Annotated in this window: 23 protein-coding genes; 8 read left to right on the forward strand and 15 right to left on the reverse strand. The window is 66.9% G+C overall.

Annotated elements, in window-relative coordinates; genetic code table 11:
- Window positions 1–8: 8 nt before the first annotated feature.
- The 5 genes from U5775_RS18890 to U5775_RS18910 all read right to left on the reverse strand — a co-directional run bounded on the left by U5775_RS18890 (window position 9) and on the right by U5775_RS18910 (window position 5,397).
- Window positions 9–743 carry an SDR family NAD(P)-dependent oxidoreductase gene (locus U5775_RS18890; protein ID WP_322059611.1) on the reverse strand — a complete coding sequence of 245 codons (735 nt, stop codon included), beginning with the start codon at window positions 741–743 and terminating at the stop codon, window positions 9–11.
- Between the two features lie 31 nt (window positions 744–774).
- Entirely contained in the window at window positions 775–2,409 is a 1,635-nt protein-coding gene (locus tag U5775_RS18895; RefSeq protein ID WP_322059679.1) for an AMP-binding protein, read from the reverse strand.
- Between the two features lie 37 nt (window positions 2,410–2,446).
- Entirely contained in the window at window positions 2,447–2,965 is a 519-nt protein-coding gene (locus tag U5775_RS18900) for an aromatic-ring-hydroxylating dioxygenase subunit beta (RefSeq protein ID WP_322059612.1), read from the reverse strand.
- Window positions 2,966–2,982: 17 nt separating this feature from the next.
- A complete protein-coding gene (locus U5775_RS18905; protein WP_322059613.1) occupies window positions 2,983–4,302 on the reverse strand; it encodes an aromatic ring-hydroxylating dioxygenase subunit alpha in 1,320 nt (439 codons plus the stop codon).
- Window positions 4,303–4,383: 81 nt separating this feature from the next.
- A complete protein-coding gene (locus U5775_RS18910; RefSeq protein ID WP_322059614.1) occupies window positions 4,384–5,397 on the reverse strand; it encodes a PDR/VanB family oxidoreductase in 1,014 nt (337 codons plus the stop codon).
- A 277-nt stretch (window positions 5,398–5,674) separates the two neighbouring features.
- On the opposite strand from U5775_RS18910, the gene U5775_RS18915 reads away from it, so the two are divergent.
- From U5775_RS18915 to U5775_RS18935, 5 genes are all read left to right on the forward strand, one after another.
- Window positions 5,675–6,844: a thiolase family protein gene (locus U5775_RS18915; RefSeq protein ID WP_322059615.1), complete on the forward strand. Its 1,170-nt coding sequence runs from the start codon at window positions 5,675–5,677 to the stop codon at window positions 6,842–6,844.
- Window positions 6,841–7,155 (forward strand): Zn-ribbon domain-containing OB-fold protein, encoded by a 315-nt coding sequence (locus tag U5775_RS18920; RefSeq protein WP_322059616.1) that lies wholly within the window; start codon window positions 6,841–6,843, stop codon window positions 7,153–7,155. The genes U5775_RS18915 and U5775_RS18920 overlap by 4 nt, the downstream gene beginning before the upstream one ends.
- A gap of 133 nt (window positions 7,156–7,288) precedes the next feature.
- The gene (locus U5775_RS18925) at window positions 7,289–7,699 is read left to right on the forward strand and encodes a group II truncated hemoglobin (protein WP_322059617.1); all 411 of its coding nucleotides are present in this window, start codon (window positions 7,289–7,291) and stop codon (window positions 7,697–7,699) included.
- Between the two features lie 139 nt (window positions 7,700–7,838).
- Window positions 7,839–8,582 (forward strand): alanyl-tRNA editing protein, encoded by a 744-nt coding sequence (locus U5775_RS18930; RefSeq protein ID WP_322059618.1) that lies wholly within the window; start codon window positions 7,839–7,841, stop codon window positions 8,580–8,582.
- Window positions 8,579–9,199 carry a DUF924 family protein gene (locus U5775_RS18935; protein WP_322059619.1) on the forward strand — a complete coding sequence of 207 codons (621 nt, stop codon included), beginning with the start codon at window positions 8,579–8,581 and terminating at the stop codon, window positions 9,197–9,199. The genes U5775_RS18930 and U5775_RS18935 overlap by 4 nt, the downstream gene beginning before the upstream one ends.
- A 61-nt stretch (window positions 9,200–9,260) precedes the next feature.
- Here U5775_RS18935 and U5775_RS18940 read toward each other — a convergent pair whose 3' ends face one another.
- From U5775_RS18940 to U5775_RS18985, 10 genes are all read right to left on the reverse strand, one after another.
- On the reverse strand, window positions 9,261–10,007 hold the full coding sequence (locus U5775_RS18940) for an SDR family oxidoreductase (protein ID WP_322059620.1): 747 nt from the start codon (window positions 10,005–10,007) through the stop codon (window positions 9,261–9,263).
- Window positions 10,008–10,078: 71 nt separating this feature from the next.
- Entirely contained in the window at window positions 10,079–10,663 is a 585-nt protein-coding gene (locus U5775_RS18945) for a TIGR00730 family Rossman fold protein (RefSeq protein WP_322059621.1), read from the reverse strand.
- The gene (locus U5775_RS18950) at window positions 10,660–11,394 is read right to left on the reverse strand and encodes a TetR/AcrR family transcriptional regulator (protein WP_322059622.1); all 735 of its coding nucleotides are present in this window, start codon (window positions 11,392–11,394) and stop codon (window positions 10,660–10,662) included. The genes U5775_RS18945 and U5775_RS18950 overlap by 4 nt, the downstream gene beginning before the upstream one ends.
- 201 nt (window positions 11,395–11,595) lie before the next feature.
- A complete protein-coding gene (locus U5775_RS18955) occupies window positions 11,596–12,177 on the reverse strand; it encodes a diacylglycerol kinase (protein ID WP_322059623.1) in 582 nt (193 codons plus the stop codon).
- A 153-nt stretch (window positions 12,178–12,330) separates the two neighbouring features.
- Window positions 12,331–13,362, reverse strand: a complete 1,032-nt coding sequence (locus U5775_RS18960) for a glycosyltransferase family 1 protein (RefSeq protein WP_322059624.1) — start codon at window positions 13,360–13,362, stop codon at window positions 12,331–12,333.
- A 47-nt stretch (window positions 13,363–13,409) separates the two neighbouring features.
- Complete coding sequence (locus tag U5775_RS18965; protein WP_322059625.1) at window positions 13,410–14,363, reverse strand: UDP-2,3-diacylglucosamine diphosphatase; 954 nt, start codon at window positions 14,361–14,363, stop codon at window positions 13,410–13,412.
- 288 nt (window positions 14,364–14,651) lie between these two features.
- Entirely contained in the window at window positions 14,652–15,128 is a 477-nt protein-coding gene (locus tag U5775_RS18970; RefSeq protein ID WP_322059680.1) for an RDD family protein, read from the reverse strand.
- Between the two features lie 387 nt (window positions 15,129–15,515).
- Window positions 15,516–16,334, reverse strand: coding sequence for a DUF3106 domain-containing protein (locus U5775_RS18975; protein ID WP_322059626.1), 819 nt, complete (start codon window positions 16,332–16,334; stop codon window positions 15,516–15,518).
- A gap of 17 nt (window positions 16,335–16,351) precedes the next feature.
- The gene (locus U5775_RS18980) at window positions 16,352–16,789 is read right to left on the reverse strand and encodes a DUF3619 family protein (RefSeq protein ID WP_322059627.1); all 438 of its coding nucleotides are present in this window, start codon (window positions 16,787–16,789) and stop codon (window positions 16,352–16,354) included.
- Window positions 16,786–17,349: an RNA polymerase sigma factor gene (locus U5775_RS18985; RefSeq protein WP_322059628.1), complete on the reverse strand. Its 564-nt coding sequence runs from the start codon at window positions 17,347–17,349 to the stop codon at window positions 16,786–16,788. Before U5775_RS18985 ends, U5775_RS18980 begins: the two co-directional genes overlap by 4 nt.
- 459 nt (window positions 17,350–17,808) lie before the next feature.
- Here U5775_RS18985 and U5775_RS18990 point away from each other — a divergent pair, with 459 nt between their 5' ends.
- From U5775_RS18990 to ilvC, 3 genes are all read left to right on the forward strand, one after another.
- Window positions 17,809–19,584 carry an acetolactate synthase 3 catalytic subunit gene (locus U5775_RS18990; protein WP_322059629.1) on the forward strand — a complete coding sequence of 592 codons (1,776 nt, stop codon included), beginning with the start codon at window positions 17,809–17,811 and terminating at the stop codon, window positions 19,582–19,584.
- A gap of 115 nt (window positions 19,585–19,699) precedes the next feature.
- A complete protein-coding gene (gene ilvN, locus U5775_RS18995) occupies window positions 19,700–20,191 on the forward strand; it encodes an acetolactate synthase small subunit (RefSeq protein WP_027795483.1) in 492 nt (163 codons plus the stop codon).
- 122 nt (window positions 20,192–20,313) lie between these two features.
- The gene (ilvC, locus tag U5775_RS19000) at window positions 20,314–21,330 is read left to right on the forward strand and encodes a ketol-acid reductoisomerase (RefSeq protein WP_322059630.1); all 1,017 of its coding nucleotides are present in this window, start codon (window positions 20,314–20,316) and stop codon (window positions 21,328–21,330) included.
- Window positions 21,331–21,422: the final 92 nt, after the last annotated feature.

Below are 21,422 nucleotides of genomic sequence, written 5' to 3' on the forward strand. Positions count from 1 at the left end.
AAGCCGTATCAAAGCGCAAGACTCCCCGTACTCGTGCCGCCGCAAACATAAAGCGTTTGCCCCGTGACGAAGCCGTTCTCCGGCGCCGCGAAGAACATCGCGGCGCGCGCGATGTCGTCGGGCTGGCCGAGGCGCCCCACGGGAATGCCGGCCGCGATTTGCGCGACCTTCGGGCTGTCGGCTGGGACGATCTCGTGGAACATCTCGGTCTGGATCGGGCCCGGCGCGATCGCGTTCGCGGTGACGCCGAGCGGCCCGAGTTCGAGCGCCCAGGTGCGCACGAGGCCGAGCATGCCCGCCTTGGTCGCGGAGTAGGCCGTGCGCGTGGCGAGCCCGAGCGCCGCACGCGACGAAACCAGCACGAGCCGACCGAAATGCTGCTCGCGCATCGCGGGCAGCATGGCCTGCGCGAGCGCGATGGGCGCCGCGAGATGCAGGTTCGTGAGCGCGAGCAGGTCCTCGTGCGCGACCTCGGGCAGGAGCGCGGGGCGGATCGCGCCCGCGTTGTGGATCAGCGTGGTGGGCGCATGGCGCGCGGCGACTTCGGCGGCCGCTTCGCGCGTCGCCGCGGCGTCGCAGAGATCGACTTCGACGGTATGAAGGCGCGCGTGCCCCGGCGCGCTCGCGCGCAGATCGAGCGAGACCACTTCATAGCCGGCTTCGAGCAGATGCTCGACGATCGCCCGGCCGATGCCGGCATTGCCACCGGTGACGATGGCGGCGCGGTGCGTACTGCGGTTCATGGTGCTCTCCTCGCGGTTCGTGTTCGTCATGTCAGTCCTGGCGCTTCTTCATGGCGCGCGTGTCGATGCAGCCCGGCGTGCCGGGCAGCGTGCGCGCGAGGTCCTTGAGCGCCGCGCGCTGGACCTTCTGCGTACCCGTGAGCGGCAGCGCGTCGACGAACGCGACATAGCCGGGCGCCTTGAAATAAGCGAGCTGCGCGAGGCAGAGCTGCACGAGTTCGGCGGCGTGCGCGGCGCGGTCGGCTTCGCGCAGCGGCTCGCGCACGACGATGCAGGCGAGCACTTCGTCGCCGCGCACCGTATCGGGCGTGGCCGCGACGGCCACGTCGGCGACGCACGGATGCTTGCGCAGCACGCTCTCGACCTCGACCGCCGAGATGTTCTCGCCGCTGCGGCGAATCACGTTCTTCTTGCGATCGACGAAGTACATCTGGCCGTCGGCGTCCTGCTTCACGATATCGCCGGTATGGAACCAGCCGCCTTCCCACGCGGCCGCCGTTGCTTCGGCATCCTTGAGATATGCGCGGAAGAAGCCGCGGCGCGGATCGTCGCCGCTCGCGCGCACGAGCAGCTCGCCGGGCTCGTCTGCGGGCGCGGGCAGGCCATCGTCGCCGACGATGCGCACCTCCAGCGCCGCCTCGGGCCGGCCGAAGCACGACATGCCGATATTGCGCGGCTCGCGGTTGGCGATCACCACGGCGCCCGCGCCGGTTTCGGTCATCGCCCATGCTTCGAGCAGTGGAATGCCGAAGCGCGTTTCGAACGGCGCGTGCAAGGTCTTGTCGACGCCGGCGCCAAAGCCGAAGCGCACCGTGTGTTCGCGATCGTGCGCGCTTTCCGGCGCGCCGAGCAGCATGGCCGGCATCACGCCGAGATAGTGGATCACGGTCGCGCGCGCGGCGCGCACGCTGTCCCACCAGCTGCGTGGATGAAAGCGGTCGAGCGCGACGATGGCGCCGCCCGCGAGGATCATCGCCATGGTCGAGTAGGCCATCGCGTTCATGTGCGTCATCGGCAGCGGCGTGACGAGGCGCTCGACGCCGGGCCGCAACGTGCACAGGCCGCCGACGCGGTTGTACCAGAGGCCCGCGAGCAGGAAGTATTCGTTGGGCAGCACGCAGGCTTTCGGGCGGCCCGTCGTGCCCGAGGTATAGAGCAGCGCGCATTCGGTATCGGCGTCGGGCGTGCGTGCTTGCGGCGCGGTGGCGGCGCGCCGGAGCGCTTGCATATCGGCGTCGGCATCGGCTGTGCAGATCGCGACGCTGCGTTGCGCCGCAAGCGCCGCCGCGTGCAGATCGGCGTGACGCGCCGCGGGCGCCACGGCGAGATCGAGCTCGCTGTGGCCCGTGATGTATTCGAGCTCGGCGGCGCGCAGCTCGGTGGAGAGCGGCACGACCGAGACGCCGAGCGCGTTCAGCGCGAGCCAGTGCAGGAAGAACGCAGGCCGGTTCTCGAGCATCAGGCCCGCGCGATGGCCGGCCCCGAAGCCCGCCGCGCGGTAGCGCGCGGCGAGGGCGTCCACGCGTGCGAGCGCCTCGCCATAGCGCAGCGTTTGGGCGTCGATGCCGTAGATCTGCGCGGTCTCCGGCAGCACGACGAGGAAGTCGTGATCGGGATACCGCGCGGCGCTGGCCGCAAAGGCCGCATAAACGGACAGGTAAGGCAACGGATCGGAATGGCGTTGTTCGTGGTTCACGCGTGCCTCACATGAAGAGCTGGACCGACGGCAGCGCCGCGTCGCAATTGAGCAGGTCGATACGCTTCTCGCGGATGCGCAGCGCGCCGCCTTCCTCGACGAGGTAATGGCGCACGACGCCGGTGAAGACCAGTTGCTCGTCGCCGCGCGCTTCGGCGTAGAAGAACGGCGTGCGCAGGCGATAGCCCTCGGCGCCGGCGGATTCGATTTCGGGCCGTTGCAGCACGTGCTGGCAGCGGCTCTCGGGCTGCTGCGAGAACGCGCGCGGCTGCTTCAGGCGCTCGATGCGCAGCTTCAGCAGCAGGCGGTCTTCGTACATCAGCGAGGCGTGATTGAGGCCGTCGCGCTGATCGGGCGCGAGCGGAATCCAGTAGAGGCCGTCTTCGGCGAAGAGCTCGTACCACGCGTCGAATTGCTTTTCGTCGAGCAGGCGCGCCTCGCGGTAGGCGAAGTCGGTCAGCGTCTCGCGCAGGGCAGCGGCGCACTGCGCTGCGTCGCTCAGGAGGGTGTCGTGTGTTGCGGTCATGGCCTGGTTCCCCGAAATTATTTCGCCGCTTGCGGCGCCATGTAGCGCGCCCATGCACGGAACTGGTTGCGCATCGAGATTTCGCTCGTGCCGTTGACGGTGAGGTCCTGCGCTTCGCCCTCGTCGGCGCGATAGTCGCGGTGCAGGCTCACCCATGCGTTGCCGTTCGCGGCGAGCCCTTCCTGGATCGCGCGGTAGGCGTGCAGGTCGTCGTGCCCCACGACCGACATTGGCGAATTGATGAGGCGCGAATACGTGAGCGTGCGTTGCAGCAGCGCGTCGGGCGCGCCCTTGAGGCGGAAGGTCCACGACTCGACCAGCGTCTTGTCGGGCGCGATGGGACGCACCACGCGGATCGCCTGGATCGCGCCCTTGATCGTGAGGCTCGGGTAGTAGACCGTGTTGTGGCGCGCGGTGCCGAGCACCTGCTTCGCCTTCTCTTCGCCCCAGGCGGCAGCGAGCTTTTGCTCGTACTCGGGCAGCGCCGAGTAGCTCGAATGGATCGAGAAGTTCACGCCCGTGTAGCTGTGCCCGTTCTCGAACACGCGCACGCCCATGCCGTCGAAGAAGTCGTAGCCGGAGACGAACGGCACGAACTGCTCGATGGCCATGGGCTTCGGTTCGTCGGCGCTCTTGCCGTCCCAGAGCTTTTTCGCCGTGCCCGCCGACGACTCGTGCGCCACCATCGGATGCATGGTGTCGTTGAGGTTCTCGACGAACATCTTCCAGTTGCAGTTGTGCATGTAGCGCAGGCAGCCGCCCGCGATTTCCAGCTCGCCTTCGGGCGAGCGGTCGGCCATGTTGTCGATGGACGAAAGCGAATCGCCGAAATACTCGCTGAACGTGGGGCCCTCGTCGGACAGGCGCACGAACACGAAGCCGCGATACGTCTCGACGTTGGCGACGGCGGTGAGGCCCTGTCCCGAGGGGCATTCGGTCATGCGCGTGCCTTCGTAGCCGTTCTTCAGCGGGATCGCGAGCGGCTTGCCGTCGGTCTTGTAGGTCCACGCATGATAAGGACAGCGGAAGAATTTGCCGGTGTTGCCGCTGGGCGCGCTCACGAGCTTTGCGCCCTTGTGCGCGCAGCGGTTCTTCAGCACGCGCACGCTGCCATCGGCCTGGCGCACCATCACGAGCGGCTCTCTGGCGATATCGACGGTGAGGTAGTCGCCGGCATTGGGCACCTGGCTCGTGTGGCCGAGATAGACCCAGGTGCGGTGAAAGAGCCGCTCCATTTCGAGGTCGAACACTTCCTGGTCCAGATAGACGTCGCGGTGAACCTGGTCCGGCTCGACGAGCGCGGCGAGCGCTGCGTCGTTTTCGCGATAGCGGGGCATGGTGGGCTCCTTGGCTGGGGCTGTTTGTTTGTGCGTTGTGCTGCGGGGCGCGGGCTTGTACGTCGTGCCTGTGCGTCGCGCTTATGCGTCGATCACGAGGCGCGCCGCGCGGGCCCGCGACACGCAGATATGCATCACCTTGCCCGAGCACTTCTCGGCCTCGCTCAGGCAGTAATCGCGATGATCGACTTCGCCCTCGATCACGCCGACCTGGCACACGCCGCATTCGCCGCGCTTGCAGTCGTAGAGCGGATCGAGGCCGGCGTCGAGCATCGCGTCGAGGATCGTCTGCGCGGGAGCCACGGTGAGCGTCATGCCGCTCTGGCGCAGCTCGACTTCGAATGCGGCGTCGCAGGCCTTGGGAGCGGCGGCCGCGAACAGCTCGGAGCGGATGCGCTCGCGCGGCCAGCCGCGTTCGGTGGCGAGCGCGATGACGGCGTCGATCAGGCCTTGCGGGCCGCACACGTAGAGCGGCTGGCCCGGCGTGAGCGTGGCGAAGAGGCGCGCGAGGTCGAAGCGGTCGGCCTCGCTGGCTTCGTCGTCGCCGTAGAGATGCAGACGCTCGCCCGCGAGCGCGCGCAATTCGTCGACGAAGGCGAGCTGCGAGATCGAGCGCCCCGTGTAGTGCAAGGCGTAGCGGCGGCCGCGCGCGGCGAGCGCGGCGGCCATCGAGGCGATCGGCGTGATGCCGATGCCGCCTGCGATCAGCACGACGTCGGCGCTGGCGTCGTCGTGCTCTTCGAGCGCGAATGCGTTGACGGGCGGCGCGATGCGCAGCGTGTTGCCGGCGCGCACCTGCGTGTGCATCCAGCGCGAGCCGCCTGCGCCCGTGTCTTCGCGGCGCACTGCGATCAGATAGCGATCGGGTGCCTGTTCGCATGCCGCGCAGGCTTCCGACGCGAGATTGACGAGCGAATAGGCGCGCCAGTCGCCGCCGCCTTCGCCCACTTGCACGCGGACATGCGAGCCCGCGGCGAAGCCGGGGAGCGCCCGGCCGTCTTGCGCGCGCAGGCGGAATGCGGTGACGTGCGACGTGAGCGGCTCTACGGCTTCGACGATGACGTCGAAGGCATCGGTGACGGACGCGGCGCTCATTTCGAGGCTCCTTGTGGGGCGGGGCGGGCGCATCGGCGAGGCCATCTGCGCGTAAACCCTTTAGATTCGAAAATATGAAAATTCATGTGTTTTATTGGATAATGAAAAAAACCGGCTGTCAAGGCGGGTGCTCCCGAGGCGGAGGCGCCGCGTTTCGTCGGACAAGAATCGTCGGACCAGATGGAAACAGCGGGAAACGGCGGGAAACCGCGGAGGAGTCGAGGCAAGATGAACACGGACAGGACACGCGCGGCGCCAGGCCGGGCGAGGAGGGGACATGCAATCTGATTTCGACGGCGTTGCCGTTGTCTGCGGCGTCGAGGTGCCGTACCGCCGCCAGGCGCCCGGGCACACCACGGGCGATCTGCTAGCCCAGGCATTCGCACTGGCGCTCGAGCAATCGGGGTTCGATGCGCGCGAGGTGGATGGCCTCGGCGTGGCCTCGTTCACGCTCGCGCCCGATCACGCGATCGACATGGCCTGGCGGCTGGGCATCAGCCCGCGCTGGTGCATGGACGACTGCCACGGCGGCGCGAGCGCGATCAATCTGCTCCAGCACGCGGCGCGCGCGGTGCAGCACGGCGATGCCTCGGTGATCGTGCTGCTTTCCGGCGACCGTTTCGAGGCCGCCGATTTCCGCCAACTGGTCGAGCACTACAACCTCACGACGCGCACGTATCTGCGGCCGCTCGAAAACGGCGGCCCGAACAGCCTCTTCGCGATGCTCACGCAGCGCCACGCGCGGCGCCACGGGCTGGACGCGCGCGACTACGGCGCGCTGTGCGTCGCGCAGCGCGAGTGGGCCGCGCTCAATCCGGACGCGGTGTACCGCGCGCCGCTCACGCTCGACGACTATCTCGGCGCGCCGCGCGTCGCCGACCCGCTCGGGCGCTTCGATTGCGTGCCCGTGGTGTGCGGCGCGAACGCCATCGTGGTGGCCCGTGCCGATCTCGTGAAAGCGCGCGCCACACAGGCAGGCGCGCCGCTCCATCTGCGCGCATTGCAATGCCGCTACAACCCCGATCATCAGAGCGGCGACGGCCTGGAAACCGGCCTCGCCGCGCTCGCCGATGCGCTGTGGACCCAGGCCGGGGCCACGCCCGCCGACATCGACGTGATCTCGGTCTACGACGACTACCCGGTGATGTCGCTGATCCAGCTCGCCGATCTCGGCTTCGCGCCCGACGGCGACCTGCGCGCGCTGATCGCGCGCATCGCGTCGCGCGAGCTCGCGGTGAACACCTCGGGCGGACAGCTATCGGCGGGGCAGGCGGGGGCGGCGGGCGGCATGCACGGGCTCGTCGAAGCGATCCGGCAACTGCAGGGCGCGGCGGGCGCACGTCAGGTGAGCGACGCGAAGCTCGCGCTCGCGAGCGGCTACGGCATGGTGCAGTATCGATACGGCATGTGTGCGAATGCCGTCGTGCTCGAAAGGAGGTCGGCATGAGCGAAACGGTTCTGGCGCTTGAGCGCTGCAACGCCTGCGGCGAGGCCGTGTTTCCGGCGCGCTACCGCTGCCCGCGCTGCGGCGCGGCGCACTGGACGAGCGAGCCCGCAGCCGGTGGCGGCGTGGTGGAGGAAAGCACCGTGGTGCGGCACCGCGTAGGGGCGCAGGGCACGGGCGACGTCTACCTCGCCAGCGTGCGCACGCCGGCGGGGCCGGTCGTGATCGCGCGCAGCGACGCGGCGCTGCGTGAGGGCGAAGCGGTGGCGCTCTTTATCGACGACGCCATGCGGGTGTGGGCACGAGCGGGCTAGCCGCTCCACCTCCGCGGGCATGGCGCAGGAAGGAGCGGTGCACGCGCCGCCTGCGCCGCCATGCGAAAATGCAGGTCTTTCCGGCAGGGCGCGAGGCGCCTTGCCGCCTCCCTTTTCGCAACGATTGAACTGTATGACCGATCCTGCCGACGAAGCGCCGCAGCAGCCCACGGCCTTCGAACTCGTCGGCGGCGAGGCGCGCGTGCGCGAGCTCGTCGACCGCTTCTATGACCTGATGGACCTCGAACCCGAGTTCGCCGGCATCCGCGCGATGCACCCGCAGACGCTGGACGGCTCGCGCGACAAGCTGTTCTGGTTCCTGTGCGGCTGGCTCGGCGGCCCGGACCATTACATCGAGCGCTTCGGCCATCCTCGTCTGCGCGCCCGTCATCTGCCGTTCGCCATCGCGTCGTCCGAGCGCGACCAGTGGCTGCGCTGCATGGCGTGGGCGATGGAGGACGTCGGGATGCCCGAGACGCTGCGCGAGCGCCTGCTGCACTCTTTTTTCGATACCGCGGACTGGATGCGCAATCGGCCCGGTTGAGGCGCGCGCTAGAGAACCGACTGGCCCGGTGAGCGCACCGATACAGTCCGGTGGCGCCGCGCGCGCAGTCTGCATTTCGGGCCGGTACGCGCATCGTCATAATGCAGGATTCGGCGGCCCATCGAGGAGACAGAACCCCATGACGACACCCCCCACCCGCGCGCTCTTTCGCGAAGACGCCTACCTCACGCAGTGCGACGCCACCGTGATCGCCGTCGGCGAGGACGGCGTGCGGCTCGACCAGACCGTGTTCTATCCGCTCGGCGGCGGCCAGGCCGGCGACACGGGTGCGCTCGTGCTCGCCGACGGCACGCGCATCGAGATCGCCGACACGCGCAAGGCCAAGTTCGAAGGCGCGACGCCCGACGATGCGCTGCACGTTCCCGCGCCGGGCCAGGAGGCGTTGCTCGCGCGTCTCGCCGCCGGCGAGCGCGTGCGCGCCGAGATCGACTGGGCACGCCGTTATCGGCATATGCGCCTGCACACGGCGAGCCATCTGATGTGCGCGGTGCTGCCGTATGCGGTGGACGGCTGCAGCATCACGACCGACTACGCGCGGCTCGACTTCGCGACCGTCGAGCCGATCGAGCGCGAGAGGGTGGAGGCGCGCCTCGCCGAGCTGGTGGCGGGCGCGCATCCCATCGCCACCGAATGGATCACCGACGACGAAATGCAGCAACGCCCCGAGCTCGTGCGCACGATGAGCGTGAAGCCGCCGATGGGGCTTGGGCGCGTGCGTCTTTTGCGCATCGAGAGCGTCGATCTGCAGCCGTGCGGCGGCACGCACGTGCGCAACACCGAAGAGATCGGCCGGCTGCGCGTGGCGAAGCTCGAAAAGAAGAGCGCGCGTACGCGCCGGCTCGTGCTGGAGCTGGCCGAATGAGCGCCGCGCCGGACAGCGCTCGCATTCACGAGGTGCTCGATCCGCGCGCCCGCGAGGTGCTCGATTTTTGGTTCGGTATGCCAGGCTCCGAGGAATTCGGCCGCGAGCGCAAGATGTGGTTTCGCAAGGACGAGGCGTTCGATGCGCGCTTGCGCGAGCGCTTCGGTGCGCTGCTCGACGCCGCGTGCGCGGGCGAGCTCGACGCCTGGTGCGCGACGCCCGAAGGGGCGCTGGCGCTCGTGATCGTGCTCGACCAGTTCTCGCGCAACTGCCATCGCGGCACGCCGCGCGCGTTTTCCTCGGACGACAAGGCGCTCGGCATCGCGCGCGCGATGGTGGCGAGCGGTGCCGATCAGCGCCTGCCTGGCCTCCAGCATCGTGTGTTCGCGTATCTGCCGTTCGAGCATGCGGAATCGGCCGACGCGCAGCGCGAATCGCTGCGGCTCTTCGGCGAGCTCGCGAAGGATCCGGAAGCTAAGGGGTACTACGAATATGCACGGCGCCACGCCGCCGTCATCGAGCGCTTCGGGCGCTTCCCGCACCGCAATGCGCAACTCGGCCGCGCGAGCAGCGAAGCCGAAGCCGCGTTCCTGCGCGAGCCGGGCGCGTCGTTCTAGCGCGCCGGGCGTGCTTCAGGCGATTAGTGAGTCAGCTACCCGATGATCGCAAGGCATCGGCTCAGCGCCCACCAGTCACGTCGAGCAAAGCGCCCGTCACGTACGACGCCGCATCGCTCAACAGCCACACGATCGTTTGTGCCACTTCGTCGGCGCTGCCCGGCCGCCCGAGCGGCGTCTGCGCGCCGAGCACGGCCGCGCGATCGGGCCGGCCGCCGCTCGCGTGGATCTCCGTGTCGATCAAGCCGGGCCGCACCGCATTCACGCGCACGCCTTGCGGGCCGAGCTCCTTGGCGAGACCGATCGTCATCGTGTCGATGGCGCCTTTGGACGACGCATAGTCGACGTATTCGTTGGGCGAGCCGAGCCGCGACGCCGCCGACGACACGTTCACGATGGCGCCGCCGTCGCCGCCGCGATCCTTCGACATGCGCCGCGCCGCTTCGCGCGCGCACAGGAACGCGCCGTAGACGTTCACGTCGAACATGCGCTTGAGGCGCGCGGCGTCCATGTCGGCGACTCGCGACGCGGGCGCGACGATGCCCGCGTTGTTCACGAGCGCATCGATGCGCCCATACGCCGATTCGAGCGCGTCGAACATTGCGACCACGTCGGCTTCGTTGGCCACGTCGCCGCGCAGCACGCGCGCGTGGCCGCCCGCGCGGCCCACCTCGGCCGCGGTTTCCTCGGCAGCCGGTTCGTTGTGCTGATAATTCACGCCCACGGTCCAGCCGTGCGCGCCGAGCAGCCGCGCGCATGCGCGGCCGATGCCGCGGCTCGCGCCGGTGATGAGAACGACCTTGCCCATCTGGGTGTCACCTCCTGTCGATGTGATCGGGCGCTGCGGCTGCCGGGGTTCGGGCTAGAACCCAAACGCGCTCAAACGTTCTCGCGCAGATCGGCCCACTTGTCCTTGGCGGGCGCGTGATAGTGCTTGAGCTTGCCGATCAGCGCGGCGGGATCGCTGTCGATCTGCAGCAGATCGAGATAGGTCTGGCGCATGAAGCCTTCGCTCACGGTGTGTTCGAGCAGCGCGATGAGCGGATCGTAGAAGCCGCCGATATTGAGGATGCCTACCGGCTTGTGGTGATAGCCGAGCTGCGCCCATGTGTAGACCTCGAACAGCTCTTCGAGCGTGCCCGCGCCGCCGGGCATCGCGACGAACCCATCGGAGAGATCGGCCATCATCTTCTTGCGGTGGTGCATGTCGGGCACGACGTGCAGCTCGGTGAGACCGTTGTGGCCCACTTCCTTGTCCACCAGCAGCTCGGGAATGACGCCGATCGCGCGGCCGCCGTGCGCCATCACGGTGTCGGCGATCACGCCCATCAGGCCCACCTTGCCGCCGCCGTAGACGAGCGCGAGATTCGCATCGACGAGCGCGCGGCCGAACGCCTGCGCCGCCTCGTGATAAACCGGTCGGGCTCCCATCGAGGAGCCGCAATAGACGCAGACTGCTTTCATTCGCGTGAATCCTTGTTGTCCTTGGCGCTTCCCGCCGACCCTTCGCGCGGCGGCAGGTAATCGTAGAACTCGCGCTTGGGCAGCTTGCCCGTGACGAGGTCGTCGAAGAGCTGGCGCGCGCGGCCGCGCAGATAAGGCGCCATCAGCGAGATGATCTGCACGCTCACCTGGTGCAGCTCGGCCTGGATCGCTTCCTGGTCGTTGTACTTGCGCGGGTTCATCACGAACTGGTACGAGAGCCAGTACGTGGCAATCACGCCGATATTGGTCGAGATCACGTCGATCTCGGCGGGCGTCGCGACCATTTCGCCGTCTTCCACGAGCTGCTCGCAGAACTGCTTCGCGAAGTGCACCTTGTGGCTGATGATCTGCTTGAAGTGCATCTCCAGCGTGCGATTGCGCGCGAGCAGGTCGTTCAGGTCGCGATAGAGGAAGCGGTAGCGCCATGTGAAGTCGACCATATACTGCAGATACGCCCACATTTCGTCGATGGTGGCGCGATGGTCGTCGGGGAAGCGCAGACGCTTTTCGATCTCCTGCTCGAACTGGCTGAAGATGCTGTTGATGATGTCGTCTTTGTTGCGGAAGTGGTAGTACAGGTTGCCTGGACTGATCTCCATTTCCTCGGCGATGGTCGTCGTGGTGACGTTGGGCTCGCCGATCTCGTTGAACAGTTTCAACGACAGCTCAAGAATCCGTTCGCGTGTACGTCGGGGAGGTTTGGAATCCATGTCGTCCGGCCTTGGATGTGCGGCGTCGGGCCGGCAGCGCTGCTGCCTGTGCGCTGCGCCGCCTGCCCGTACGCGGGTGGTCGTTTTTAAAGACTGTCGTTCGATTATAAACCGACGTTCCGGGCGCGAAGCCAGCCTGTCCGGCAAGCAGGGCAGGAACGCAGAAAAACGCGGGTCGGACGGGAGCGGGGAGGTGTGGACTCAGCGCACGCCGAGCCAGTGCAGCAGCGCGGGGCCGAAGCGCGGCACGAGGATCAAGCCCCAGGCCATCACGCAGGTGAGGAGCGCGACCGTCACCGCGGCGCTGCCGAGATCCTTGGCGCGGCCCGAGAGCTCGTTGCGCTCGAGACCGATACGATCGACGGCATTCTCGATGCTCGAATTGAGCAGCTCGACGATGAGCACCAGCATCACCGAGCCCAGCAGCAGCACGCGCTCGACCGGCTCGACCGGCACGAGCACGCCGATGGGCACGAGAATGGCCGCGAGCGTGAGCTCCTGGCGAAACGCGCTTTCTTCGCGGATCGCGACGCGAAAACCCTTGATCGAATACTTGAGCGCGTTCCAGGCGCGCATGACGCCGCGGTTGCCCTTGTAGGGGTTGAACGGCAGCGGGGCCAGCGGATCGTCGGGGCCCAAGGGCTCGTGCAGATGCGCGGGTTCCGGCGGCTCGGGCGGCCCCAGCGGTTCGCGAGACGAAGCGGCGCCGGCGCTCGCGTGCGGCGCGTCGGTGTCGCGCGGCGCGGCGGACGCTTTCGAGGGGGAGGAAGGACGTGGGGCCATAACAATCGGAGTCGATGCCGCAGTATCGCACGCGTCCTGCCCCGCTGCGCGGGGGATGGCTGCGAGCGTCTGGTCGCCGTCGTCGGCGCCGGGTGCGGTGCTGGGGCGGGTCATCGGCTTCGTTGCGGGCCTTGGGTGGGCATCAGGCGGCGCTCAGGCCGTGGCGCCCGATTCCTGCATCGTCGCGTGCGCGCGTGGCTTCAGGTGCGACGCGAACTGCTCGGACGCGGCCATCCACGAAAAGCGCTCGGCCCACTCGCGCGCCGTGGCGCGTTCGATCTTGAGCGCTTCGAGGCAGGCCTCGCGCAGGTCGTCGTTCATCGCGCCCGCGCTGCCCGTGCCGAGCACGTCGATCGGACCCGTGACGGGGTAGGCGGCCACCGGCGTGCCGCAGGCGAGCGCTTCGAGCAGCACGAGGCCGAACGTGTCGGTGCGGCTCGGGAACACGAACACGTCCGCGGCGGCGTAGACCTTGGCGAGCTCGGGCTGGCTCAGCACGCCCAGGTAGTTGGCCTGCGGATAGCGCGACTTGAGCTCGGCGAGCGCCGGGCCTTCACCGCAGACCCACTTCGAGCCCGGCAGATCGAGCTTGAGAAAGGCCTCGACGTTCTTCTCCACGGCCACGCGCCCCACATAGAGGAAGATCGGGCGCGCCGTGTTGAGCACCTTCGACTCCATCGGCTGGAAGATCTCGAGATCGACGCCGCGCGTCCAGAGCACGACGTTCGTGAAGCCGAACTTCTCGAGGTCGGTCTTCACGACGGGCGTGGGCGCCATCACCGCGAGCGAGGGCTTGTGGAACCAGCGCAGGAAGCGGTAGGTGGCTTCGAGCGGAATGCCGAAGCGCGCCTGCACGTATTCGGGAAAGCGCGTGTGATAGGCGGTCGTGAACGGCAGGTCGTGGTCGATCGCATAGCGGCGCGCGGCGAGGCCGAGCGGGCCCTCGGTGGCGATGTGGATCGCATCGGGGCGGAAGGCGTCGATGCGCGTGCGCAGGTGGCGCTTCGGAAACAGCGAGAGCTTGATTTCCGGGTAGGTCGGGCACGGTATCGTGCGGAACTCTAGCGGCGTGAGCAGTTCGACCTGATGCCCGAGCGCGATGAGCTCGCGCGTCGTATTCTTCAGCGTCCGTACCACGCCGTTGACTTGCGGCTCCCATGCGTCGGTCACGATCATCACTTTCATCGGTCGTCGGCCCTCGGGTTTCGTGTGTTGGGGAATCGGGCGGCAGATCAGGCCGCGCTCACGCGCGCCTTGCGCGTGGCGCCCTGCGCCTGGGGGGCTTGCATCACCGTCCAGTAGACGATGCGCAATTCGCCCTCGAAGGTTTCGACGAGCGCCGAGAGGCTTTCGACCCAGTCGCCGTCGTTGCAATAGAGCATGCCGTCGATCTCGCGGATCTCGGCTTTGTGGATGTGGCCGCAGACCACGCCGTCACAGCCGCGCCGGCGCGCTTCGTCGGTCATCACGCGCTCGAACGACGAGATGAAATTCACGGCGTTCTTGACCTGGTGCTTGAGGTACTGCGAGAGCGACCAGTACTGGAATCCGAGCCTCGCGCGCACGCGGTTGAACCAGCGGTTGAGCACGAGGATCACCGTGTAGGCCGAGTCGCCGAGATAGGCGAGCCACTTCGCATGCTGGATCACGCCGTCGAACAGATCGCCGTGCACGACCCACAGGCGCTTGCCGGAGAGCGTCGTGTGGAACGCTTCCTCGCGCACGTGGATGTCGCCGAACGCGAGGTTGCAGAACTGGCGCGCACCTTCGTCGTGATTGCCGGGGATGTAGATCACCTGGGTGCCTTTGCGCGCCTTGCGCAGGACCTTTTGCACGACGTCGTTGTGCGCCTGCGGCCAGAACCAGCCCTTGCGCAACTGCCAGCCGTCGATGATGTCGCCGACCAGATAGAGGTAGTCCGACTCGTTGTGGCGCAGGAAGTCGAGCAGATAGTTCGCCTGGCAGCCGTTGGTGCCGAGATGAATGTCGGAGAGCCAGATCGTGCGGTAGCGGTGCGGGGCGGGATGATCGTCGTCGTGGGCGCTCGGCGAGGGCGCGCTGTTCAGCGGCAAGGGCAGCGGCAGGGTGGGCGTCGCGGCGCCCGGACCGGGATGGAAGGCGGCGGGATCGGCGCCCGGACCGGTGGTTTGCCGGAGGAGTGGGGTCGCGGACGTCTTCTGGGCCATGGCTCACGCGGCAGGTTGCAATACGCGCATTGCGCCATGGGGCCGTGACGACGCCGTGACAGTCACGAGAAAGTCTTGTTACGCAGTCCTTGCGAGCTGCGCGGAGGGCGCCACGCGAAGTTGCACGCGGGCCGCGCTGGTGGCAGGCCGGCGCCGTCTGGCAGCGTGGCTGGCGGTGCGCATGGCAGGGTTCGCGCGCCGGGCCGTGACGGTTTGATGACGTGGCGCCGCGCAGACACCGCGTTCACGCGTGACGGCGCGTCGTGACCTGTACCGCCTGTGCCCCGCTTACCTCGGCACCGCGACGATGCGCGTTCCCGCGATCCGGTCGTGCAGGAACTGACGCTCCGGCATGAAGCGCGCGCAGGCGGTCCACAGCACGAACCAGACGGCTTCGAGCACGAGCGTGTGCGGCACCGTGAGGTTAAGGAGCGGATGCAGCGCGAGCGGCGGCAGGAACCACAGCCAGGCCGCGAGGTAGCGCAGCGTGGCGCGGGCGAGCGAGGGCGGGGCGCCGTCGGGGCCGATCACGCGCAGGCGCCAGGTTTTCATCGGTAGCGTCTGGCCGCCGCGATGCCACAAGCCGACGAAATAGATGCCGGCAACGAGGGCGATCCACGCGGCCATCAGGCGGTGGTGGACGTAGCCGTTGCGCTGCTGGAGGACGAGGCTGAACGCGAGGCCGGCGACGAAGACCACGCCGAAGAGCAGCACGCTCTCGTAGAGCAGCGCGGCGAGCCGGCGGCGCACGGTGACGGGCGGCAACGGCGGTGCGGGCGTTCCGGTTGGTGCTTCGTTTTGCGCTTCGTCTTGCACACCGGTTGGCGTTCCGGAGCCCGATGCGGTGGCCGCAAGGAGCGAGGCATCGGGCGATGCGCCGTTTGCGGCTGATGGGCGTTGCGCCGCGCGCGTGGCGGGCTCGGTGGCGGAGACGGGTTCGGTCACGGCGGCGTCGCGATGGCGCAAAGGGTAAAGGCGATAGGGGACGGGACACCGTGAGAATAACCGCAAGTGGCGGCCACCGCGAAGGGGCGCGGCGTGGAACGCGGGAAAACGCGGTGGTGGGTCAGGTGAGGCCGGTGACCGCTTTCAGGCAAGCGTGAAAACGTGCGAGGGCCACGCACGCGTGCCGAAACCCGCGCCGAAGCGCGCTCAGGATCCCTTGAACGCCGCAGGCGCCTCGGCGGGCGACACCGGCACGGGAATGGCCGGCTCGAAGCTACCGGCGGCCGGAATGGCGGGAACGCTGGCCGCGAGCGCCGAGGCGGGCGGCGTCGCGAGCTGTCCCGACGTGCCGGGCTGACCCGGCAGCGCAGGCGAGGACGAGGGCACGCCGGGCGTGCCCGAAGCCCCGGACGCCGTGTGCGCGCGCACGCGATGCTCGCGTTCGTTCACGAGCCGCTCGATGTCGCGGATTTCGCTCTTGTTGCCGCTCGGCGGCGCGCTGACCACGGTGCGGCGCTTGCGCTCGCTGGCGGCGAGACGCTCCTTCTGCTCTTCGGAAAGCTGCTGATAGGCCTTCCAGGCGCGCTGACGCGCCTGCGCGGTCATCTCCTTGGACACCTGATAGTTCTCGCGCGCGACGCGGCGCTGCTCGGGCGTCATGCGCACCCATTCGGTCATGCGCTCCTGCAAGCGCTTTTGCGCTTCGGGCGACATTTTCGGGTAACGCACGGCGATTTTCAGCCATTTGCGCTTGCGCGCGTCGCTGAACTGGTCCCATTCGCCGGCGAAGGGCGCGAGCGCAGCGCGCTGCGCGTCCGAGAGGCGCGCCCAGGAGAGCGGGCCGCCATTGCCGGGCAACGGGGTGAAAGGCGAGGCCGCCGCGGTCTCGGCGGCGGGGGCCTGCGATTGCGCGGGCGCGGCGGCCGCGGCGGGCTCGGGATGAAAGCGCGGATACGTCGCTGCATACGACACCAGTGCCGCGACCACAGATCCAATGACAACGGCCAGGCCGCGCTTGTAACTCACCCCGTGAATCCCCCGCTTTAGTGCGCGCGCGACAGGTACGCGTTGAACCCGTGATCGAGATAGGCCGTGAGCGGCAGGTCGTCGCTCAGCATGGCCGCGTCGATATCGGCGAGTTCGGCAGTGCGTTGTTGGTCTTCGAAGTACGCGATGGCGAACAGGCCCGCCACGAGGGCCGCGAGCGGCCAGGCGAGCGCGAAGCGCGCCAGCGCGGAGCGGCGGCGCGGCGCCTTGAAGCCGCCATGCAGGCCACCGGGAAGCGTGCCCACGCCGGCGGCGGCGAACGACGGCACGCGCACGAGCACAGGCTGCTCGGCTTTTTTGCGGCCGAGCGCGGCCTTGCGGGCAGCGGCGAGACGGGCAGTGGTGGCAGCGGGCAGGCTCGCGGCGCTCTCGTCGAGCGCGCGGCGCATCGCCTGCACGAACTCTGGTTCTTTATTGTCGAGGGCGGAGCTCATAGCGTGATTCCTTTGGCCTTGAGCGCTTGAGCCAGCGTGTGGGTGGCCCGCGAACAGTGCGTTTTCACGCTCCCTTCGGAACAACCCATGGCGGCGGCGGTTTCGGCGACATCCATATCTTCCCAGTAACGCATCAGAAACGCCTCCCGTTGACGTGCCGGTAATTTTTGGATTTCTGCGTCGATCAGATTGAGAACCTGCGCGCGCTCGATCTGCTGCTCGCTGCTTTCCGCGCCCGCCGATCCCGACTCGGCCTCGAAGGTCTCGAGCAGATCGAATTCCTCGTCGTCGGCGTTGCCGAGCGAGGAGAAGAGGCTCACCCACGTATTGCGTACTTTCTGCCGACGAAAATAGTCGTGCATCGTGTTCTGCAAGATGCGCTGAAACAGCAGAGGCAGTTCGGCGGCGGGGCGGTCTCCGTATTTTTCCGCGAGCTTGATCATCGCGTCCTGCACGATATCGAGCGAGGCGTCGTCGTCGCGCACGGCGTAGACCGTCTGCTTGAACGCGCGTCTTTCGACGCCCGCCAGAAAGTCGGCGAGTTCCTTGTCTGATGCCATCCGTTGCAGGGCGCCGCCACCAGCGTACGCGTAATCGTTTGAAAAATGTCGTAAAACTCGCGGATGCTAGCAAATTTTCGCGCCAAGAGGGTAGCCGGCGGCACCTGCGCTACGTCAAGCCTCGTGTCGAGTCCCGCACCGGATGCCATCCGAAGGCCGCTGGGACGGGCCGCGGCATGGACTATCGCAGGTATATATCGCGCAGCCAGGCGGCCGGATGAGTCGCAAGTTGGGCACATACGCAACGTTTATGCCCGCTGCCCCGAAAAGCGCCAATAATCGCTTGACCGAACAATGATGAAACGATATCGTCGATGGTTCGCAACATAAGTGACTTGTCTCAATTCAGGTGTGGCCCATGAGGCTCATCTGTCAACTGGACGCGCCGCTTGAACCCGAGCCACAAGCCCGGCAGAGAGCACCCGATCAATTTTTTGCCGAAAATTCGAAAGGTCAACGATGAATATGCCCAGCGCGGAATTCTCCACGTCGGTCCCCCCCTCGCAAGAATCTGACCCTCAAGCTCACACCTCCATCGGCGGAACCGTGCTGATGAAGGCGCTCGCCGACGAGCAGGTCGAATTCATCTGGGGCTATCCCGGCGGCTCGGTGCTCTACATTTACGACGAGCTGTACAAGCAGGACAAAATCCAGCACGTTCTCGTGCGCCACGAACAGGCAGCCGTGCACGCGGCCGACGCCTACTCGCGCTCGACCGGCAAGGTCGGCGTGTGCCTCGTGACCTCGGGGCCTGGCGTCACCAATGCGGTGACCGGCATCGCGACGGCCTACATGGACTCGATCCCGATGGTGATCATCAGCGGCCAGGTGCCTACCGCCGCGATTGGTCAGGACGCCTTCCAGGAGTGCGATACGGTCGGCATCACGCGTCCCTGCGTGAAGCACAACTTCCTCGTGAAGGACGTGCGCGATCTCGCCGCCACCGTCAAGAAAGCTTTCTACATTGCGCGCACCGGCCGTCCCGGCCCCGTGCTGATCGACATTCCGAAGGACGTGTCGAAGACGCCGTGCGCGTATGAACCGATCAAAAACGTCGCGCTGCGCTCGTACAACCCGGTCACCAAGGGCCACTCGGGGCAGATCCGCAAGGCGGTCTCGCTGCTCCTCTCGGCCAAGCGTCCGTACATCTACACCGGCGGCGGCATCATCCTCGCGGATGCGTCGCGCGAGCTGAACCAGTTCGCGGACCTGCTCGGCTACCCGGTCACGAACACGCTGATGGGGCTGGGCGGCTATCGCGCGAGCGACCGCAAGTTCCTCGGCATGCTTGGCATGCACGGCACCTTCGAAGCGAACATGGCGATGCAGCACTGCGACGTGCTGATCGCGATCGGCGCGCGCTTCGACGACCGCGTGATCGGCGACCCGGCGCACTTCGCCTCGCGTCCGCGCAAGATCATTCACATCGACATCGACCCGTCGTCGATCTCGAAGCGCGTGAAGGTCGATATCCCCATCGTCGGCGACGTCAAGGAAGTGCTCAAGGAGCTCATCGAGCAGCTTCAGCACGCCGAGCACGGCCCCGATACGGCCGCGCTCGCCGACTGGTGGAAGGACATCGAAGGCTGGCGCGAGAAGAACTGCCTGAAGTTCGACCGTTCGAGCGACATCATCAAGCCGCAGTACGTGGTGGAAAAGGCGTGGGAGCTCACGGGCGGCAACGCGTTCGTGTGCTCGGACGTGGGCCAGCACCAGATGTGGGCCGCGCAGTTCTATCGCTTCAACCAGCCGCGCCGCTGGATCAACTCGGGCGGCCTCGGCACCATGGGCTTCGGCCTGCCGGCGGCGATGGGCGTGAAGATGGCGCACCCCGACGACGACGTGCTGTGCATCACGGGCGAGGGCTCGATCCAGATGTGCATTCAGGAGCTGTCGACCTGCAAGCAGTACGACACGCCCGTGAAGATCATCTCGTTGAACAACCGCTACCTCGGCATGGTCCGCCAGTGGCAGCAGATCGAATACAGCAAGCGCTATTCGCATTCGTACATGGATGCGCTGCCCGACTTCGTGAAGCTCGCGGAGGCGTACGGCCACGTCGGCATGCGGATCGAAAAGACGGCTGATGTGGAGCCGGCGCTCAAGGAAGCGCTGCGCCTGAAGGACCGCACGGTGTTCCTCGATTTCCAGACCGACCCTTCCGAAAACGTCTGGCCGATGGTACAGGCCGGCAAGGGCATCACCGAGATGCTGCTCGGCTCGGAAGACCTCTAACGGTATTTGCACGGCGCCGTTTCGACCTCGCGCGGCGCGCGTCCACACAAAGGGCGCGCGGGTTCGCGGGGAAGGGCGGCAGTCACGTCAACTGGATAAATCGCGGATTTTCATCATGAGACACATTATTTCCGTTTTGCTGGAAAACGAGCCGGGCGCACTTTCGCGCGTGGTCGGCCTCTTTTCCGCACGCGGCTACAACATTGAAACCTTGACGGTGGCGCCGACCGAAGACCGTTCGCTGTCGCGCATGACCATCGTTTCCATTGGCTCGGACGACGTGATCGAACAGATCACGAAGCATCTGAACCGCCTGATCGAGGTGGTGAAAGTGGTCGACCTGACCGAGGGCGCCCACATCGAACGCGAGCTGATGCTGATCAAGGTAAGGGCGGTCGGCAAGGAACGTGAGGAGATGAAGCGGATGGCGGACATTTTCCGCGGCCGCATCATCGACGTCACCGAAAAGACTTATACGATCGAACTGACGGGGGCGAGCGACAAGCTCGACGCGTTCATCGAAGCGATCGACGCCACCGCGATTCTCGAAACCGTCCGGACGGGCGGCTCGGGCATCGGGCGCGGAGAGCGCATTCTGAAGGTGTGACCCGACCACAGTCGATCTTGCACCGGAACTTGACCGGATGCCGGGCCTCCGCGGCCATGCATCCGGTGCAGCAAAGCTAATAGCAGTAACGAATTCACCCAGTATCTCGCCAAGGAACCAACATGAAAGTTTTCTACGACAAGGACGCCGATCTCTCCCTCATCAAGGGCAAGCAGGTCACGATCATCGGTTACGGCTCGCAAGGCCACGCCCACGCACTGAACCTGAAGGACAGCGGCGTGAACGTGACGGTCGGTCTGCGCAAGAACGGCGCATCGTGGAGCAAGGCTGAGAACGCCGGTCTGCAGGTCAAGGAAGTGGCCGAAGCGGTGAAGAACGCCGACGTCGTCATGATGCTGCTGCCCGACGAGCAGATCGCCGATGTCTACGCGAAGGAAGTGCACGCGAACATCAAGAACGGCGCAGCGCTGGCATTCGCGCACGGCTTCAACGTCCACTACGGCCAGGTGATCCCGCGCGCGGATCTGGACGTCATCATGATCGCCCCGAAGGCGCCGGGCCACACGGTGCGCGGCACCTACTCGCAAGGCGGCGGCGTGCCCCACCTGATCGCCGTCCACCAGGACAAGTCGGGCGCGGCGCGTGACATCGCCCTGTCGTACGCGGCAGCGAACGGCGGCGGCCGTGCCGGCATCATCGAAACGAACTTCCGCGAAGAAACCGAAACCGACCTGTTCGGCGAACAAGCCGTGCTGTGCGGCGGTACGGTCGAGCTGATCAAGGCCGGCTTCGAAACGCTGGTGGAAGCCGGCTACGCGCCGGAAATGGCGTACTTCGAGTGCCTGCACGAGCTGAAGCTGATCGTCGACCTGATCTACGAAGGCGGCATCGCGAACATGAACTACTCGATCTCGAACAACGCCGAGTACGGCGAGTACGTGACGGGCCCGCGCGTTGTCACGGAAGAGACGAAGAAGGTCATGAAGGACGTCCTCAAGGACATCCAGACCGGCGAATACGCGAAGAGCTTCATCCTGGAAAACAAGGCCGGCGCACCGACGCTGCAATCGCGCCGCCGTCTGGGCGCCGAGCACCAGATCGAAGTGGTCGGCGGCAAGCTGCGCGCAATGATGCCGTGGATCGCCAAGAACAAGCTCGTCGACCAGTCGAAGAACTAATCTGACGGTGCAAGTCGGGTCGCGCGTACGGGTTTATGCCGTCGCGCGCCACAAGCGGTATCAAAGAAAGCCGCCCAGGTGGGATGAACCCT

Origin of the sequence: Paraburkholderia sp. J63 (genome assembly GCF_905220245.1) — a bacterium.
Classification (GTDB): Bacteria; Pseudomonadota; Gammaproteobacteria; order Burkholderiales; family Burkholderiaceae; genus Paraburkholderia.

Coding starts and splice junctions, on each gene's coding strand:
- U5775_RS18945 (WP_322059621.1), bottom strand. CDS start 10,663: ATGAAAGCAGTCTGCGTCTATTGCGGCTCCTCGATGGGAGCCCGACCG.
- U5775_RS18980 (WP_322059627.1), bottom strand. CDS start 16,789: ATGAGCTCCGCCCTCGACAATAAAGAACCAGAGTTCGTGCAGGCGATG.
- U5775_RS18930 (WP_322059618.1), top strand. CDS start 7,839: ATGACGACACCCCCCACCCGCGCGCTCTTTCGCGAAGACGCCTACCTC.
- U5775_RS18935 (WP_322059619.1), top strand. CDS start 8,579: ATGAGCGCCGCGCCGGACAGCGCTCGCATTCACGAGGTGCTCGATCCG.
- U5775_RS18925 (WP_322059617.1), top strand. CDS start 7,289: ATGACCGATCCTGCCGACGAAGCGCCGCAGCAGCCCACGGCCTTCGAA.
- U5775_RS18920 (WP_322059616.1), top strand. CDS start 6,841: ATGAGCGAAACGGTTCTGGCGCTTGAGCGCTGCAACGCCTGCGGCGAG.
- U5775_RS18985 (WP_322059628.1), bottom strand. CDS start 17,349: ATGGCATCAGACAAGGAACTCGCCGACTTTCTGGCGGGCGTCGAAAGA.
- U5775_RS18915 (WP_322059615.1), top strand. CDS start 5,675: ATGCAATCTGATTTCGACGGCGTTGCCGTTGTCTGCGGCGTCGAGGTG.
- U5775_RS18905 (WP_322059613.1), bottom strand. CDS start 4,302: ATGCCCCGCTATCGCGAAAACGACGCAGCGCTCGCCGCGCTCGTCGAG.
- U5775_RS18900 (WP_322059612.1), bottom strand. CDS start 2,965: ATGACCGCAACACACGACACCCTCCTGAGCGACGCAGCGCAGTGCGCC.
- U5775_RS18890 (WP_322059611.1), bottom strand. CDS start 743: ATGAACCGCAGTACGCACCGCGCCGCCATCGTCACCGGTGGCAATGCC.
- U5775_RS18955 (WP_322059623.1), bottom strand. CDS start 12,177: ATGGCCCCACGTCCTTCCTCCCCCTCGAAAGCGTCCGCCGCGCCGCGC.
- U5775_RS18950 (WP_322059622.1), bottom strand. CDS start 11,394: ATGGATTCCAAACCTCCCCGACGTACACGCGAACGGATTCTTGAGCTG.
- U5775_RS18965 (WP_322059625.1), bottom strand. CDS start 14,363: ATGGCCCAGAAGACGTCCGCGACCCCACTCCTCCGGCAAACCACCGGT.
- ilvN (WP_027795483.1), top strand. CDS start 19,700: ATGAGACACATTATTTCCGTTTTGCTGGAAAACGAGCCGGGCGCACTT.
- U5775_RS18990 (WP_322059629.1), top strand. CDS start 17,809: ATGAATATGCCCAGCGCGGAATTCTCCACGTCGGTCCCCCCCTCGCAA.
- U5775_RS18940 (WP_322059620.1), bottom strand. CDS start 10,007: ATGGGCAAGGTCGTTCTCATCACCGGCGCGAGCCGCGGCATCGGCCGC.
- U5775_RS18960 (WP_322059624.1), bottom strand. CDS start 13,362: ATGAAAGTGATGATCGTGACCGACGCATGGGAGCCGCAAGTCAACGGC.
- ilvC (WP_322059630.1), top strand. CDS start 20,314: ATGAAAGTTTTCTACGACAAGGACGCCGATCTCTCCCTCATCAAGGGC.
- U5775_RS18910 (WP_322059614.1), bottom strand. CDS start 5,397: ATGAGCGCCGCGTCCGTCACCGATGCCTTCGACGTCATCGTCGAAGCC.